Annotated in this window: 8 protein-coding genes; all 8 read right to left on the minus strand. The window is 71.1% G+C overall.

Annotation, left to right across the window (positions count from 1 at the left end; genetic code table 11):
* Window positions 1–34 precede the first annotated feature (34 nt).
* Window positions 35–1636, minus strand: coding sequence for an alpha/beta hydrolase (locus IEY56_RS22485; protein WP_189039104.1), 1602 nt, complete (start codon window positions 1634–1636; stop codon window positions 35–37).
* 228 nt (window positions 1637–1864) lie between these two features.
* Window positions 1865–3076, minus strand: coding sequence for a DNA polymerase III subunit delta' (locus IEY56_RS22490; RefSeq protein ID WP_189039105.1), 1212 nt, complete (start codon window positions 3074–3076; stop codon window positions 1865–1867).
* Between the two features lie 347 nt (window positions 3077–3423).
* On the minus strand, window positions 3424–6456 hold the full coding sequence (gene tmk, locus IEY56_RS22495) for a dTMP kinase (protein WP_189039106.1): 3033 nt from the start codon (window positions 6454–6456) through the stop codon (window positions 3424–3426).
* A gap of 85 nt (window positions 6457–6541) precedes the next feature.
* Window positions 6542–9403 (minus strand): type I DNA topoisomerase, encoded by a 2862-nt coding sequence (topA, locus tag IEY56_RS22500; RefSeq protein ID WP_189039160.1) that lies wholly within the window; start codon window positions 9401–9403, stop codon window positions 6542–6544.
* 162 nt (window positions 9404–9565) lie between these two features.
* Window positions 9566–9775, minus strand: a complete 210-nt coding sequence (locus IEY56_RS22505; protein ID WP_229712118.1) for a hypothetical protein — start codon at window positions 9773–9775, stop codon at window positions 9566–9568.
* Window positions 9776–9878: 103 nt separating this feature from the next.
* Window positions 9879–11447, minus strand: a complete 1569-nt coding sequence (locus tag IEY56_RS22510) for a DUF7059 domain-containing protein (protein ID WP_373292163.1) — start codon at window positions 11445–11447, stop codon at window positions 9879–9881.
* A 58-nt stretch (window positions 11448–11505) separates the two neighbouring features.
* Complete coding sequence (locus IEY56_RS22515) at window positions 11506–12066, minus strand: small secreted protein (RefSeq protein WP_045865945.1); 561 nt, start codon at window positions 12064–12066, stop codon at window positions 11506–11508.
* Between the two features lie 210 nt (window positions 12067–12276).
* Complete coding sequence (locus IEY56_RS22520) at window positions 12277–14697, minus strand: sodium-translocating pyrophosphatase (RefSeq protein WP_189039108.1); 2421 nt, start codon at window positions 14695–14697, stop codon at window positions 12277–12279.
* Window positions 14698–15003: the final 306 nt, after the last annotated feature.

Below are 15003 nucleotides of genomic sequence, written 5' to 3' on the forward strand. Positions count from 1 at the left end.
CCGGATACCGGCGCCGTACCGCCTCGCCCGCGGCCTACGAGCAGCGCTTGCCGTCCTTCGGCGCCTTCCCCTTGAGCAGGTAGGCGTCGACGGTGTCGTTGATGCAGGCCCCTGCGCGCAGGTACGCGGTGTGCCCGTCGCCCTCGTAGGTCAGCAGGCGGGCCGTGTCGAGCTGGCCGGCGAGGCCCTGCGCCCATGCGTAGGGAGTGGCCGGGTCGCGGGTCGTGCCGATGACGAGGATCGGGTCGGCGCCCTTCGCCGCGATGCGGTGGGCTTCGCCGGTGGCCTGCTCGGGCCAGTAGCCGCAGTTGAGGGCCGCCCACGCGAAGCCGCGTCCGAACACCGGGGAGGCCTTCTCGAACGAGGGCACCGCCTTCTCCACCGCGTCCGGCGAGTCGAACGCCGCGGGGAGGTCCAGGCAGTTGACGGCGGGGTTGGCGTACATGATGTTGCCGTAGTGGCCGCTCGGGTCGCGCTCGTAGTACTCGTCGGCCATGGCGAGGAGTTGGGCGCCGTCGCCCTTGTTCGCCGTCGTCAGCGCGTCGCGCAGCTGGGGCCAGGCGCCCTCGTCGTACATGGCGCGGATGACGCCCGTCGTGGCGAGCGATTCGGTGAGTTCGCGCGGATCGCCCGTGGGGAGCGGCTTGGCGTCGACCTTCTTGAAGAACGCGCTGAGCTTCCGCCCTGCGTCCTTGACGCTCTTCGTGCCGAGCGGGCAGTCCGACCGCTTGACGCAGTCCGCCGCGAACTCCTTGAAGGCCGTCTCGAAACCGCCCGTCTGGTCGCGGTTGAGCTGCAGCATCGACAGCGACGGGTCCATGGCGCCGTCGAAGACGAGCCGGCCGGAGCGCTGCGGGAAGAGTCCCGCGTAGTAGGCCCCCAGGTAGGTGCCGTAGGAGGCGCCCACGTAGTTCAGCTTCTTGTCGCCGAGGAGGGCCCGCAGGACGTCCATGTCCCGGGCCGCCTCCACCGTCGAGACGTGGGCGAGCAGTTCGCCCTCGCGCTTCTTGCAGCCGGCCGAGAACTTCTTGTACGCGCCGACGAGCTTGTCCTTCTCCGCCTTGTCGTCGGGCGTCTGGTCGGTCTGCGTGTAGGTGTCCATCTCCTTGTCGGTGAGGCACCTGATGGGTTCGCTGGCGGCCACGCCCCGCGGGTCGAGGCCGACGATGTCGTACTTCTGCCGTACGGGCGCCGGATAGCCGACCGCCGCCGCCTGCTGCACGTACTCGATGGCCGAACCGCCCGGGCCGCCCGGGTTGACCAGCAGCGAGCCGATCCTTCCGCTCTTCGCGCCCTTCTTCCGGGCGACGGCGAGGTTCAGGTCGTCGGCGGGGTCGGGCTTGTCGTAGTCCAGCGGGGCCTTCATCTTGGCGCACTGGAAACCGTCCCCGTCGCCGCAGTCGCGCCAGGTGAGCTTCTGCTCGTAGTACCTCTTGAGGTCGGACGGTACGGCGGTGGGAAGCGGCTTGAGGGGCTCGGCGCTGTCGAGGCCGTTGGCGCGGTCGCTGCTCGCCGACGAGGGGGCGCCCTCCGGGGCGTCCGACCCGCCCGAATCGGAAGAGCACCCGCTCATCACCAGCATGACGGCCGCCGCGAGTACGGCCGTCGTGGTGCTCAGCCCGCGCCTGGTGTCCATGGACCATCCCTCGGTTCGCGTCGGTCTCGGCAGCCGGAGAGAAGCGGTCCGGCGATTTGGCGAGCGTATCCGGGGCCGGCGCCGGGCGTGTTCCCGTAACGGTGAGCGCTGCTCGGATCGGGTGACCGGGCGACGCGGTCGGCCCAGGCATGCCGCCGGCCCTGCACGGCGGCATGCCTGGACCGACCGCACCACGAAGAGCACGCCCGCTGCGGGGACGGGACGGGCTCAGCCCGCCCGCAGCGTCATCGCCATCGCCTCGACGGCCAGCAGCGGGGCGACGTTCCGCTCGAGCGCCTCCCGGCACGCAAGTACCGCCTCGATACGCCGGAGTGTCTGCTCCGGCCGCGAGTGCGACGCGAGTTCCGCCACCGCCGCTGCCGCCTCCTCGTTCGACAGGGCGACTCCGGAGCCCAACTGCCGTGCCAGGACGTCCCGGTAGAAGCCCGTGAGGTCCGTCAGGGCGAGGTCGAGCGAATCGCGCTGGGTGCGTGTGGCGCGCCGTTTCTGCTTGTCCTGCAGATCCTTCATCACTCCGGCGGTGCCGCGCGGCATCCGGCTCTTGCCTTCCGCGCCCAGCGCGGCCTTCAGCTCCTCGGTCTCCCGCTCGTCGAGCTCCTCGGAGACCTCCTTGGCGTCCTCGGCGGCGGCGTCGATCAGTTCCTGAGCCGCCTTCAGCGCACCGCCGACGTCCGCCACCCGCTGCGGCATCCGCAGCACCGCCGCCCTGCGCTTGCGCGCCCGGTCGTCCGTGGCGAGGCGGCGGGCCCGTCCGATGTGGCCCTGCGTGGCGCGGGCCGCGTAGGACGCCATCTCCGGTTCGATGCCGTCCCGCCGCATCAGCAGGTCGGCGACGGCGTCGACCGGGGGTGTGCGCAGGGCGAGGTGACGGCAGCGCGAGCGGATCGTCGGCAGTACGTCCTCCGTCGAAGGCGCGCACAACAGCCAGACCGTCCGCGGCGCGGGCTCCTCGACGGCTTTGAGCAGGACGTTGCCCGCGCCCTCGGTGAGCCGGTCCGCGTCCTCCAGGACGATGACCTGCCAGCGGCCCCCGGCCGGGGACATCTGCGCCCTGCGGACCTGCTCGCGCGTCTCCTTGACGCCGATGCTGAGCAGGTCCGTGCGGATCACCTCGACGTCGGCGTGGGTGCCGATCAGGGACGTGTGGCAGCCCTCGCAGAAGCCGCAGCCGGGGGCGCCGCCGAGCGCCCGGTCCGGGCTCACGCACTGCAGGGCCGCCGCGAAAGCACGCGCGGCGGTCGAACGGCCCGACCCGGGCGGGCCGGTGAAGAGCCAGGCGTGCGTCATCGAGGAGCCGGAGAGCGGGGCCGTGCCCTTGCCGGCGGCCTCGGCCGTGACGTACGCGTCGGCGTCGCGTGCCGCGGCGCTCAGCTGCGCCGTGACACGTTCCTGGCCGACCACGTCGTCCCAGACCGCCATCGCTGCCGTCCCTCCCTGACTTCCGGCTGCGTGGAAGCGCCCTCGCCTCCCGGGCCGCTGCCCGCGCACGCCACGTCCGTTCGACGCGGAAGGGGCCGGCCGACGGCCCGCGTGCCGCGCGTCAGACCATTGTGGTCCACGGGACCGACAGCCGTGACCGGCGCTTCGGTTACCCGGCTCGGCGGACCGGAGGAGCGGCGGGCGTGAGGGCGCATGCAGCGGCCCCGGGCACGGACACGGACACGGACACGGACACGGAGAACGCTCCCGCGCACCGTCCGCTCCCGGAGCCGGCGCCGGGGAGACGTCCAGCCGTCACGCCCGGCCACGGACGCTGCTCGCCGCGGCTACTTGCCGCGGCGACGCTTCCGGCCGCCCTCGTCCTCTTCGTCCTCACCGGCGCCCAGCAGTTCGTCCGCGAGCGACGGCACGTCGTCGAGAGGGGTCTCCTCCGCCCAGTCGGGCCGCGGACGCGACGAGCGCCGCGCCTCCGGCTCGGCCGGGGGCGGGGGCGAGGGCATCTCCCTCGTGCGCTCCTCCTCCGCGGGCGGACGCGGGAGCTGCGTCGTCTCCTCGTCCGGCCGCTCCCGCGGGCCCCGCCGTCCCGGCTGCGAAGTGTCCGGGTGCAGCGGTGCCGGCGGAGTGCTGGGCAGCACCTGCGTGCGGTCGCTCTCCGGATCACCGGCGGGCTCGCCGGGCTGCGGGAGCTTCGCGGTGTCGCCGTGGGAGCCGTCCGGGTCGGAACCGGTCTGCCGTGAGCGCGACTGCTCCGCCCGCTGCAGCGCCTCCTCCGCCTTCCGCTGCTTCTCCAGGCGGCGCTCCTCGGCCTGGGCCCGCAGTCGCGCCTCCTCCTCGGCGAGGCGCCGCTGCCGCGCGATCTCCTCCGCGCGGGCGCGCTCCTCGGCCTCCCGCCGCTGCCGTTCCTCCTCGGCGATCCTGCGGGCCTCCTCGGCACGCTGCCGGGCCTCCTCGGCGCGGCGGGCCTCGGCGCGCTGCCTCTCCAGCTCCGCCTCGCGCTGCTTGCGCTCTTCCTCCTCGGCCCTCAACCGGGCCATCTGCTCCTGGCGTTCGCGCTCCTGGCGCTCCTCCTCCGCCTTGCGGGCGGCCTCTTCCTCCGCCCTGCGGCGCGCCTCCTCCTCGGCTGCCTTACGGGCCTCCTCCCCGGCCTTCACCTCGGCCTCGGAGAGCGGCAGCACCTGATCGAGCCGGTGGCGCACGGCCGTGGTGACCGCGTCGGGCGTCTGCGACGCGTCGACGACCAGGTAGCGCGCCGGGTCGGCCGCGGCCATGGTGAGGAAACCGGTGCGGACCTTGTCGTGGAACTCCGCGGGTTCGGACTCCAGCCTGTCCGGCGCCTCGGTGAACCTCTCGCGTGCCGTCTCCGGGGAGACGTCCAGCAGCACGGTCAGGTGCGGCACGAGCCCGCCGGTCGCCCAGCGGGAGATGCGCGCGATCTCCGTCGGCGAGAGGTCGCGGCCCGCGCCCTGGTACGCGACGGAGGAGTCGATGTAGCGGTCGGAGATGACGATGGCGCCCCGTTCGAGGGCGGGACGTACCACCGTGTCGACGTGCTCGGCGCGGTCCGCCGCGTACAGCAGCGCCTCGGAACGGTGCGACAGGCCGGACTCGGAGACGTCCAGCAATATCGAACGCAGCCGCTTCCCGACCGGTGTGGCGCCGGGCTCCTTCGTGACGACGACTTCGTGGCCCTTGGCGCGGATCCACTCCGCCAGGACCTCCACCTGCGTGGACTTCCCGGCCCCGTCGCCGCCTTCGAGCGCGAGGAAGAACCCGTTCTCGGCGGGCGCCTCCTTCGGGTGACCGCCGCCCAGCGCTTCGAGCAGGTCCCTCCTGAGAGTGACGCCCTGGCGGTCGTCGGTACGCCCGAGCACGAGTGCCGCGACGGGCAGCAGCAGCGCGCCGACGAGCATCAGCGTGAAGGCGGCGCCGCCGTGGTCGAAGACGAACTCGCCGCTGCCCACGCGGTGCGGCCCGATGAAGCCGGACGCCACCGGCGCGGCCAGGGCGCCCACGGCAATCGCGATGCGGACGATGGTCTGCAGGTGCTCCGTCATGCGGGACCGGTGACTCATCCCCGATACCGGACGCAGGTCCTCCGTCTCCTGGTCCAGCAGCACGTGGCCGGACTGGGCGGCGAGACCGGCCGAGAAACCGGAGATCAGCATCAGCACTATGCCGGTCGTGGCGTCGGTGACGAGCCCGGCCGCGAGAAGGCCGACGCCGGTGACGGCGATGGCGAGCGCGAGCAGACGGCGGCGTGAGAACCCGGGCAGGACGCGCGGGGCGAGGCGGATGCCCGCGGCGGTTCCCCCGGTGAGCGCGAACACCTGGAGGCCGAAGCTGACAGGGCCCCCCTCCAGGTCCGCCGCCTGCAGGGCGGCCACCGCGACGGCGCTGGAGATCGCCCAGGCGATCGCCGAGCAGGCCAGCAGCAGGAGCGGGATCGCTCCGGTGCGCCCCCGGTCGGGGCCGGGCTTCTCCTGCCCGGCCGCGGCGCCCCGGGGACGGCGCAGACCCTCGAGGGGGCTGCGGGGCCGCAGACTCCCCGCGTCGGGCAGCTCCAGGAAGTACACGACGGAGACGGCAGCCGCGAAGAGTCCCGCGGCGACGTACGCGCCCAGCGCGGCCTGGTGCGTGTCGAACCACTCGAAGGGCGAGCTGAGCAGCTTGCTGACGAGGGTGACCACGACCAGCGTGATGGCGGCCGCCGGCAGCGACAGGAAGGTGCTGCGGAGCCAGAGCCGACGCAGCGCGTCGTGACGGTCCGGCAGCGGACGCACGGCGGAGCCCTCGGGCGGCGGTGCGGGCAGCAGCGCGGGGGCCGCGCTGTCCTTCGCGACCGTCCAGAAGCGTTCGGCCACGCCGAGCACGAAGGTGGTGATGAGGATCAGCGCGAAGGCGTCCCCCGGCGTCCAGTCGACCCACATGGGCGCGACGATGAGGGCGAGGGCGCGCAGCACGTCGACCCCGAACATCGTCCAGCGCCGGTCCAGCACTCCCTTGCCGGGCGCCATGAGCGCGGAGAGCGGACCCAGCAGCACCGCGCCGAAGAGAAGCGTGGCCAGCAGCCGCGCTCCGAAAACGGCGGTGATGACCAGTGCCATGCCGCGGTAGCCGCCGCCGAAGACGACTTCACCGCCCGCCGCCCTGACGGTCGCCGCCTGGAGGGCGAGGAGCAGCAGCACCAGCAGGGCCAGCGCGTCTCCGATCCCACCGGTCAGCTGGGCGCTCCACAGGCGCCGGAGCGGACTGAATCGCAACAGCGCGCCCACGGCGCGCTCGCGGGATTCCGCGGCGAGTGCGTCGTCAGGGGCGTCAGAGGTGGGGTTCACGCCCGATGGCTGATCTGCTCGCGTCATGGCGGTCAGCGTATAGGGCGCCGCCGACGGCGCGTGGGGCCACCCGAACAAACGGGCGGGACCTGCGCTTTGACCGCCGGCGGGCCTACTCGGCCGTGGCGTCGGAGGAACCGGAACCCTTCGCCGCGCTCTTGGCGGTGGCCTTCTTCGCCGTCGACTTCTTGGCCGTCGTCTTCTTCGCAGCCGTCTTCGCGGTGGCCTTCTTGGTCGTGGCCTTCTTCGCCGTCGACTTCTTGGCCGGGGCCTTCTTCTTTGTGGCCTTCTTCGCCGGCCCCTTGGCCCGCTTGTCCGCCAGGAGTTCGAACCCGCGCTCCGGGGTGATGGTCTCGACGTCGTCGTCCCGGCGCAGTGTGGCGTTCGTCTCGCCGTCGGTGACGTAAGGGCCGAACCGCCCGTCCTTGACGACGACCGGACGCTCCGTCTCCGGGTCCGTGCCCAGCTCCTTCAGCGGCGGCTTGGCGGCGGCGCGCCCCCGCTGCTTGGGCTTGGAGTAGATCTCCAGCGCCTCTTCGAGGGTGATCGTGAAGATCTGCTCCTCGGTCTCCAGCGAACGCGAGTCCGTACCGCGCTTCATGTACGGCCCGTACCGGCCGTTCTGCGCAGTGATCTCCTCGCCCGTCGACGGGTCGGTGCCGACCACGCGGGGCAGCGCGAGCAGCTTGAGTGCCTGCTCAAGCGTCACCGTATCGAGCGACATGGACTTCAGCAGGGAAGCGGTTCTCGGCTTCACCGCGTTCTTGCCGGTCTTCGGGGTGCCCTCCGGCAGCACCTCCGTGACGTACGGGCCGTACCGCCCGTCCCTGGCGACGATCGGACGGCCGCTCTCCGGGTCGGTGCCCAGCTCGAAGTCGCCGCTCGGCTTCGCGAGCAGCTCCTTCGCGAGCTCGACGGTCAGTTCGTCCGGCGGCAGGTCGTCGGGGACGTCGGCGCGCTGGCCCGGCTCGTCGGGCGAGGGCGGCGGGCCCTCGACGTACGGGCCGTACCGGCCCACGCGCAGCGTGATGCCCTCGCCGACGGGGAAGGACGAGACGCCCTTCGCGTCGATCGCCCCGAGGTCGGAGACGAGCTCCTTCAGACCGCCCAGGTGGTCGCCGTCGCCGTTGCCGGAGTCGGCCGCGGAGCCCTGCACGCCCTCGCCGGCGGCCTCCTCGCCGAAGTAGAAGCGGCGCAGCCAGGGCACCGACGCGGCGCTGCCCGCGGCGATGCGGTCGAGGTCGTCCTCCATCTTCGCTGTGAAGTCGTAGTCGACGAGCCGTCCGAAGTGCTTCTCCAGCAGACCCACCACGGCGAAGCTCAGGAAGGAGGGCACCAGGGCCGTCCCCTTCTTGAAGACGTACCGCCGGTCGAGGATGGTGCTGATGATCGAGGCGTAGGTGGAGGGGCGTCCGATCTCCCGCTCCTCGAGCTCCTTCACCAGCGTGGCCTCGGTGTAGCGCGCGGGCGGCTTGGTCGCGTGCCCGTCGGCCGTGAGGTCCTCGGCGGTGAGCGGGTCGCCCTCGGTGACGTGCGGGAGGCGGCGCTCGCGGTCGTCCAGCTCGGCGTTGGGGTCGTCGGAGCCCTCGACGTACGCCTTCAGGAACCCGTGGAAGGTGATGATCTTGCCGGTCGCGCTGAACTCGGCGTCCCGGCCGTCGCTCGCCTGCCCTCCGACGCGGACGGTGACCGACTGCCCGGTCGCGTCCTTCATCTGAGAGGCGACGGTCCGCTTCCAGATGAGCTCGTAGAGCCGGAACTGATCACCCGTCAGGCCCGTCTCGGCGGGGGTGCGGAAGCGGTCCCCGGAGGGGCGGATCGCCTCGTGCGCCTCCTGCGCGTTCTTGACCTTGCCCGCGTAGACGCGCGGCTTGTCCGGCAGGTAGTCCGAGCCGTACAGCTGCGTCACCTGCGCACGGGCGGCGCTGACCGCGGTGTCCGAGAGCGTCGTGGAGTCCGTACGCATGTAGGTGATGAAGCCGTTCTCGTACAGCTTCTGCGCCACCTGCATCGTCATTTTCGCGCCGAAGCCGAGCTTGCGGCTGGCTTCCTGCTGCAGCGTGGTCGTACGGAAGGGCGCGTACGGCGAGCGGCGGTAGGGCTTGGACTCGACGGAGCGGACCGCGAACCGCGTGTCCTCCAGGGCGGAGGCGAGCGCGCGGGCGTTCTGCTCGTCCAGGTGCAGCACCTGGCCGGGGTTCTTCAGCCGGCCGTCGGAGCCGAAGTCGCGGCCCTGGGCGACCCGCCGTCCGTCGACGGAGCTGAGCCGGGCGCCGAACGTCCCCGGCTCGGAGGCGTCGATGGATCTCTCGGCCGCGAAGGTGGCCGTCAGGTCCCAGTACTCGGCCGAGCGGAACGCCATGCGCTCACGCTCCCGCTCCACGACGAGCCGGGTCGCCACCGACTGGACGCGGCCTGCCGAGAGCCGCGGCATGACCTTCTTCCACAGGACCGGCGAGACCTCGTAGCCGTAGAGGCGGTCGAGGATGCGGCGGGTCTCCTGGGCGTCGACGAGGCGCTGGTTCAGGTCGCGGGGGTTGCGGACCGCGTCCTGGATGGCGTCCTTCGTGATCTCGTGGAACACCATCCGCCGCACCGGGACCTTGGGCTTGAGGACCTCGCGCAGATGCCAGGCGATGGCCTCGCCCTCGCGGTCCTCATCGGTGGCGAGCAGGAGTTCGTCGGACTCGGCAAGAAGCTGCTTCAACTTCTTGACCTGGTCCTTCTTGTCCGTGTTGACGACGTAGAGGGGCTCGAAGTCGCTGTTGACGTTCACGCCCAGCCGCGCCCAGGACTCCCCCTTGTACTTCGCCGGAACCTCGGCGGCACCGTTGGGAAGGTCCCGGACGTGACCCACGCTGGCCTCGACCACGTAACCGGGGCCGAGATAACCCTTGATCGTTTTGGCCTTGGCGGGCGACTCGACGATCACGAGTCGGCGCCCGCCGTTTGCGGGCTCGCGGGTCGGGGACAACTTCTCGCTCTTCTCTCCGGTCGGCATGCGGCGTCGGTAGCTCGGTATCGCTGCGGAGTGTGACGGTACCTCCCGCCTACGTGTCAAACGGGAAAACTCCGCAACGCAACTCGAACGGTAACCCGACACCAATCGATCCTGCCGCCCGATACAGCCCGATCTTCAGGAGGCGAGCAGGACCCAGCCACCTGTGAGGATCGAAATCACGCCGAATGCGAGGGCGCCCGCCGCGGCCGCGGAAGCCGGAATTCCGTAGGCCACCGGCAGGTGGGACCGCATCCGCACCCCGGTCCACAACAGAAGCGCCGACCCGAACAGCGCCAGCGTCAGTCCCGCGAAGAGGGACGGCGTACTCTCCATGCTGCTCTGCATGGCCCGCACCCTGGCACCGCCGGACGACCGCGCCGCGAACAGCAGGTGAACCCGTGAAGCCGCCGCGGGCACCGGCCCTCGTCCGGACCGGCAGCGCTGCCGGCTACTCCTCTGCCGCGGCCCCGTTCCGCGCCACCACCGGAAGCAGGAACCCCTGCTCGACCAGCAGCCGGATGGCGCGCGGCGTGCGGTCCCGCAGCAGCACGGGGTCCTCGCCCACCAGCTGCGCGATGGCGTCCAGAATCCGCCATGCGGGCAGCGAGCCGTCACACACCCCGGCGAAGCCCGCTCCGACGGTGTCGACCTTCGTCGCCCGCCGCATTCCTCGGTGCTGGCGCAGCACCACGTGCTCCGGGTCCTCCGCGCCGGGCATGCCGACCTGCTCCTGCACGACCCCCTCGGCGAGCTCGAAGTAGCAGTCCAGGAGGCCCGCGTCGTCCGTCGCCCGAAGGAAGTCCTGCCGCTGGAAGTGCTGCACGATCTCCTCGCCGAGCGGCTGCTCCACCGGATGCGGCCACTCCTCGACGAGGACGGCGGGATCCGCCGCGCCGCTCTTGCGCAGGGTGATCCAGCCGAACCCGACGGCCGTCGTGCCCCGCCGTTCGAACTCGTCGAGCCACTCGCCGTACCGGGCGGCGTACGCGGCGTCGCCCGCGCGGTGGTCCCCGGCGTCCCGCAGCCACAGTTCGGCGTACTGCGTGACGTCCTGCACCTCGCGCTGCACGATCCACGCGTCGCATCCGTCCGGCACCCAGGACCGCAGCCGCTCGTGCCAGTCCTCGCCGTCCCTGTGCTCCCAGTTGGCCAGCAGCTGGCAGTAGCCGCCCGGCGCCAGGTGTCCGGCGGCGCGGTCCACGAGGGTGCGGCACAGGTCGTCGCCGTCCATGCCGCCGTCCCTGTACGTCAGCCGGGCCCGCGGGGAGATGACGAACGGCGGGTTCGAGACGATCAGGTCGTACGGTTCGTCACCGGCGACCGGCTCGAACAGGGTGCCCTGCCCGAACTCCGCCTCGGGGGCGCCGGAGAGCATGAGCGTGAGCCGCGCGAAGGCGAGAGCCCGGGGGTTGAGGTCGGTGGCCGTCACATGCCCGGCGTGCTGGGCGGCGTGGAGCGCCTGAAGTCCCGAACCGGTCCCGACGTCGAGAGCGCGGGCGACGGGCCGGCGGACCGTGATCCCGGCCAGCGTCGTGGAGGCGCCGCCCACACCGAGGACGACGTCCCCGCTGTGCGCGCCCGGCGGGGAGCCGACGCCTCCGGCTCCCGCCACGGCGCAGCCGAGGTCGGCGACGATCCACCAGTCCTGCCCTTCGGGGCCGGAGTACGGACGTACGTCCACGGTGGCGCGGACGGACCCCGCGCCGTCCGCCGCTCCGGCTTCCGGTTCGGCTGGTACGAGCCAGCCGCCGGCGAGGACGTCGTCCAGGGGAAGCGCCGCCTCGGCCCGGCCGCGGGGAACGCTCTGCTGCAGCAGGAACAGCCGAACCAGCGTCTGCAGAGGTCCCGCTCCGCGGGTGGCGCGCAGGGCGGGCACGGTCTCGCTCCGGGCGAGGGCGGCGTAGGCGGGTCCCCCGAGCAGGTCCAGCAGACCGTCGGCGGTGAAGTCAGCGCTGCGCAGCGCCTCCCGCAGCCGGTCGATGCGTTCGGAGTCCGCTTCGGGAAGGCGTTCGCTGATACTCACGTCACCATTGTGTCGTCCCCGCGGGCGAGCGTGCCGCCGCGGGGGCGGGTTCTCAGACCTTCGGTGAGTTGCCCGGGCGCTTGCAGCCCTCCTGCTCGGCCATCGCCTTGCCGACGTCGCCGGACTGCAGCTTGCTCAGGGCCTTGTCGCCGCTCTTGCCGAGTGCGTCGAGCTTCGTGGCGACGCCCTGGAGCCCTTCGGCGAACTTCGCCTGGTCCTTGGTGTCCAGCCCTTCGACGGTCTTCCGCAGCTGGCCGTACTTCGAGGAGATGGTGCGCAGCTCCTTCACGGCGTCCTGGTGCAGCTTCTCGCCGTCGTCCACGGGCGGCGGGCCGGCCTGGTCGACGGCGCCGGCGAGCGACTTGTACGCACCCGAGATCTTGTCGAACGCGGCCGCGTCGGTCTTCTTGACCTCTTCCGAAGAGCTCTTCTCCTTGGAGGCCTCGTTGATGGAGGTGTTGGCCTCCTGGATCTTCTTGACCTCGGGCTGAACCTTGTCGCAGACCTTCTTGGCCCACGCCTCGGTCTCTTTGCCGCTGTCGTCGCTGCAGCCGGTCAGCGCCAGTGCGAGCACCGCGCCGCCGGAGAGTGCAGTCGCAACCTTCTTGTTCACCGGATCGGTCCCTTCCGTGGCTGTTCGGCCCGGAACATACACGCACAGGGGCTGCACACGGCTAGTCGGGCGAGAACTCTGCGCCTGATTGTAGCCGTTTGCACCACATCTCCTGACGGGGTGTGGGGCTTCCCACACCACGCACTGGGGCGGGCGAGGCGCCAACGCGCCCCGCCCGCCCCAGTGTTGGCGGATCGGCCTGCCCGAGGGTCAGGAAGCCGCGACCGGATCGGTCGGCTTCGCCGTCCGCTCGGCGTCGCTGCCCTCGCTGCCGCCCTCGGACGCGTCGTCGCTCATGGCGATGCCGCGCCTCTTCGAGACGTACACGGCTCCGACGACGATCGCCGCCGAGACGAGGGCGACGACTGTCCGCACGCCCGCGCTCGCGTCCTCGCCGTACGAGAACTGGATCACGGCGGGCGCGATGAGCAGCGCCACCAGGTTCATCACCTTCAGCAGCGGGTTGATCGCCGGGCCCGCGGTGTCCTTGAACGGGTCGCCGACGGTGTCGCCGATGATGGTGGCCTCATGTGCCTCGCTGCCCTTGCCGCCGTGGTGCCCGTCCTCGACGAGCTTCTTGGCGTTGTCCCACGCGCCACCGGAGTTGGCGAGGAAGACGGCCATCAGCGTTCCCGCACCGATCGCCCCCGCCAGGAAGGCGGCGAGCGCACCTGCGCCGAACGTGAAGCCCACCAGGATCGGCGAGATGACGGCCAGCAGACCCGGCGTCGTCAGCTCACGCAGCGCGTCCTTGGTGCAGATGTCGACGACCCGGCCGTACTCCGGCTTCTCCGAGTAGTCCATGATCCCGGGCTTCTCGCGGAACTGCCGCCGGACCTCGTACACGACCGCGCCCGCCGACCGGGAGACGGCGTTGATGGCGAGCCCGGAGAAGAGGAAGACGACCGCCGCACCGAGCATCAGGCCGACCAGCGTGCTCGGCTGTGCGATGTCGAGGAGTTGCAGCATCTTGCCGCTGCTCTCCCCGGCCTCGCTGAGCGCGCTGACCATCTCCGTGCGGTACGAACCGAACAGCGCCGCGGCGGCGAGTACCGCCGTCGCGATCGCGATGCCCTTGGTGATCGCCTTGGTGGTGTTGCCCACCGCGTCCAGGTCGGTGAGGACCTGGGCGCCCGCGCCCTCGACGTCGCCCGACATCTCGGCGATGCCCTGGGCGTTGTCGGAGACCGGACCGAAGGTGTCCATGGCCACGATGACGCCGACGGTGGTCAGCAGACCGGTGCCGGCGAGCGCGACCGCGAACAGCGCGAGCATCACGGTGCCGCCGCCGAGCAGGAAGGCGCCGTAGACGCTCAGCCCGATCAGCAGGGCGGTGTAGACGGCCGACTCGAGGCCGATCGAAATGCCCGAAAGGATGACGGTCGCCGGGCCGGTCAGCGAGGTCCGGCCGATGTCCCGTACGGGCTTGCGCTCGGTCTCGGTGAAGTAGCCCGTCAGCTGCTGGATCACGGCGGCGAGCACGATGCCGATGGCGACCGAGACGACTGCCAGCACCCTCGGGTCGCCGGTGTGGTTCAGGATCTCCTGGGCGTCGTCCCCCGCTACGCCGGTCAGGTCGGCGTAGCTGGAGGGGAGGTAGGTGTAGGCCGCGATGGCGACCAGCACCAGGGAGATCAGCGCGGAGATGAAGAAGCCGCGGTTGATCGCCGTCATGCCGCTGCGGTCCTTGGCCCGCGGGGCGACCGTGAACACACCGATCATTGCCGTGATCACGCCGATCGCCGGGACCATCAGCGGGAACGCGAGACCGTCGTTGCCGAAGACCGCGGTGCCCAGAATCAGCGCCGCGACGAGGGTCACGGCGTACGACTCGAAGAGGTCGGCGGCCATGCCGGCGCAGTCGCCGACGTTGTCGCCCACGTTGTCCGCGATGGTCGCCGCGTTGCGCGGGTCGTCCTCGGGGATGCCCTGCTCGACCTTGCCCACGAGGTCGGCGCCGACGTCGGCGGCCTTGGTGAAGATGCCACCGCCGACACGCATGAACATCGCGATCAGCGCGGCGCCCAGACCGAAGCCCTCCAGGACCTTCGGGGCGTCCGCCGCGTAGACGAGCACCACGCAGGCCGCACCCAGCAGGCCGAGGCCCACCGTGAACATGCCCACGACGCCGCCCGTACGGAAAGCGATCTTCATGGCCTTGTGCGAGACACTTGTCAGGTCCGCGGCAGGCGCCCCTTCCTCGGGCGTCGCCTCACGTGCCGCAGCAGCAACTCGCACATTGCTGCGTACCGCGAGCCACATGCCGATATAGCCGGTGGCAGCGGAGAAAGCCGCGCCGACCAGGAAGAACAGCGAACGTCCGACACGCTGACCCGTGTCATCGGCAGGCAACAGGAACAACAGGAAGAAGACCACTACGGCGAAGATGCCGAGTGTTCGCAACTGCCGAGCCAGGTAGGCGTTCGCGCCTTCCTGAACGGCTGCCGCGATCTCCTTCATGCGGTCAGTGCCCTCGGTCGCGGCGAGCACTTGACGGACCAGCACCACGGCGACGCCGAGAGCTGCCAGGGCGACTAGCGCGATCACGATGACGAGACCGCGGTTGGCGCTGGTCAGCACTGCGTCAGCGAGGTGCTGTTGATTCTGAATTGGGCTGAGGTGCCCCGCCATTCGTCCTCCTTGACGCTTGGCGCAGGGGCGCGCGGTTCGACGTACGGCTCCTGCTTGCAAAGATGTGGACGGATTGTAGGGATCAGCTCCAGATCAAAACAGAGCGCCGGATCGGCAATTCGCCTACACCAGCGGAGATCAAATGGAGTTCGTGTGGGGAATTAGCTCGGACGAGCTAGGCTTACAAAAATGCTGACGCTGTACAAAATGATCAACACGGGCGCCGCATATGCCTCTCTTTTCACATCAAAGCTGCGCAGAAAAGAGGCTTTCAGGGTCCTCGCCGGCGCCCGGTAGCCGGGCGCA

It is taken from the genome of Streptomyces daqingensis (assembly GCF_014645895.1).
Classification (GTDB): domain Bacteria; phylum Actinomycetota; class Actinomycetes; order Streptomycetales; family Streptomycetaceae; genus Streptomyces; species Streptomyces daqingensis.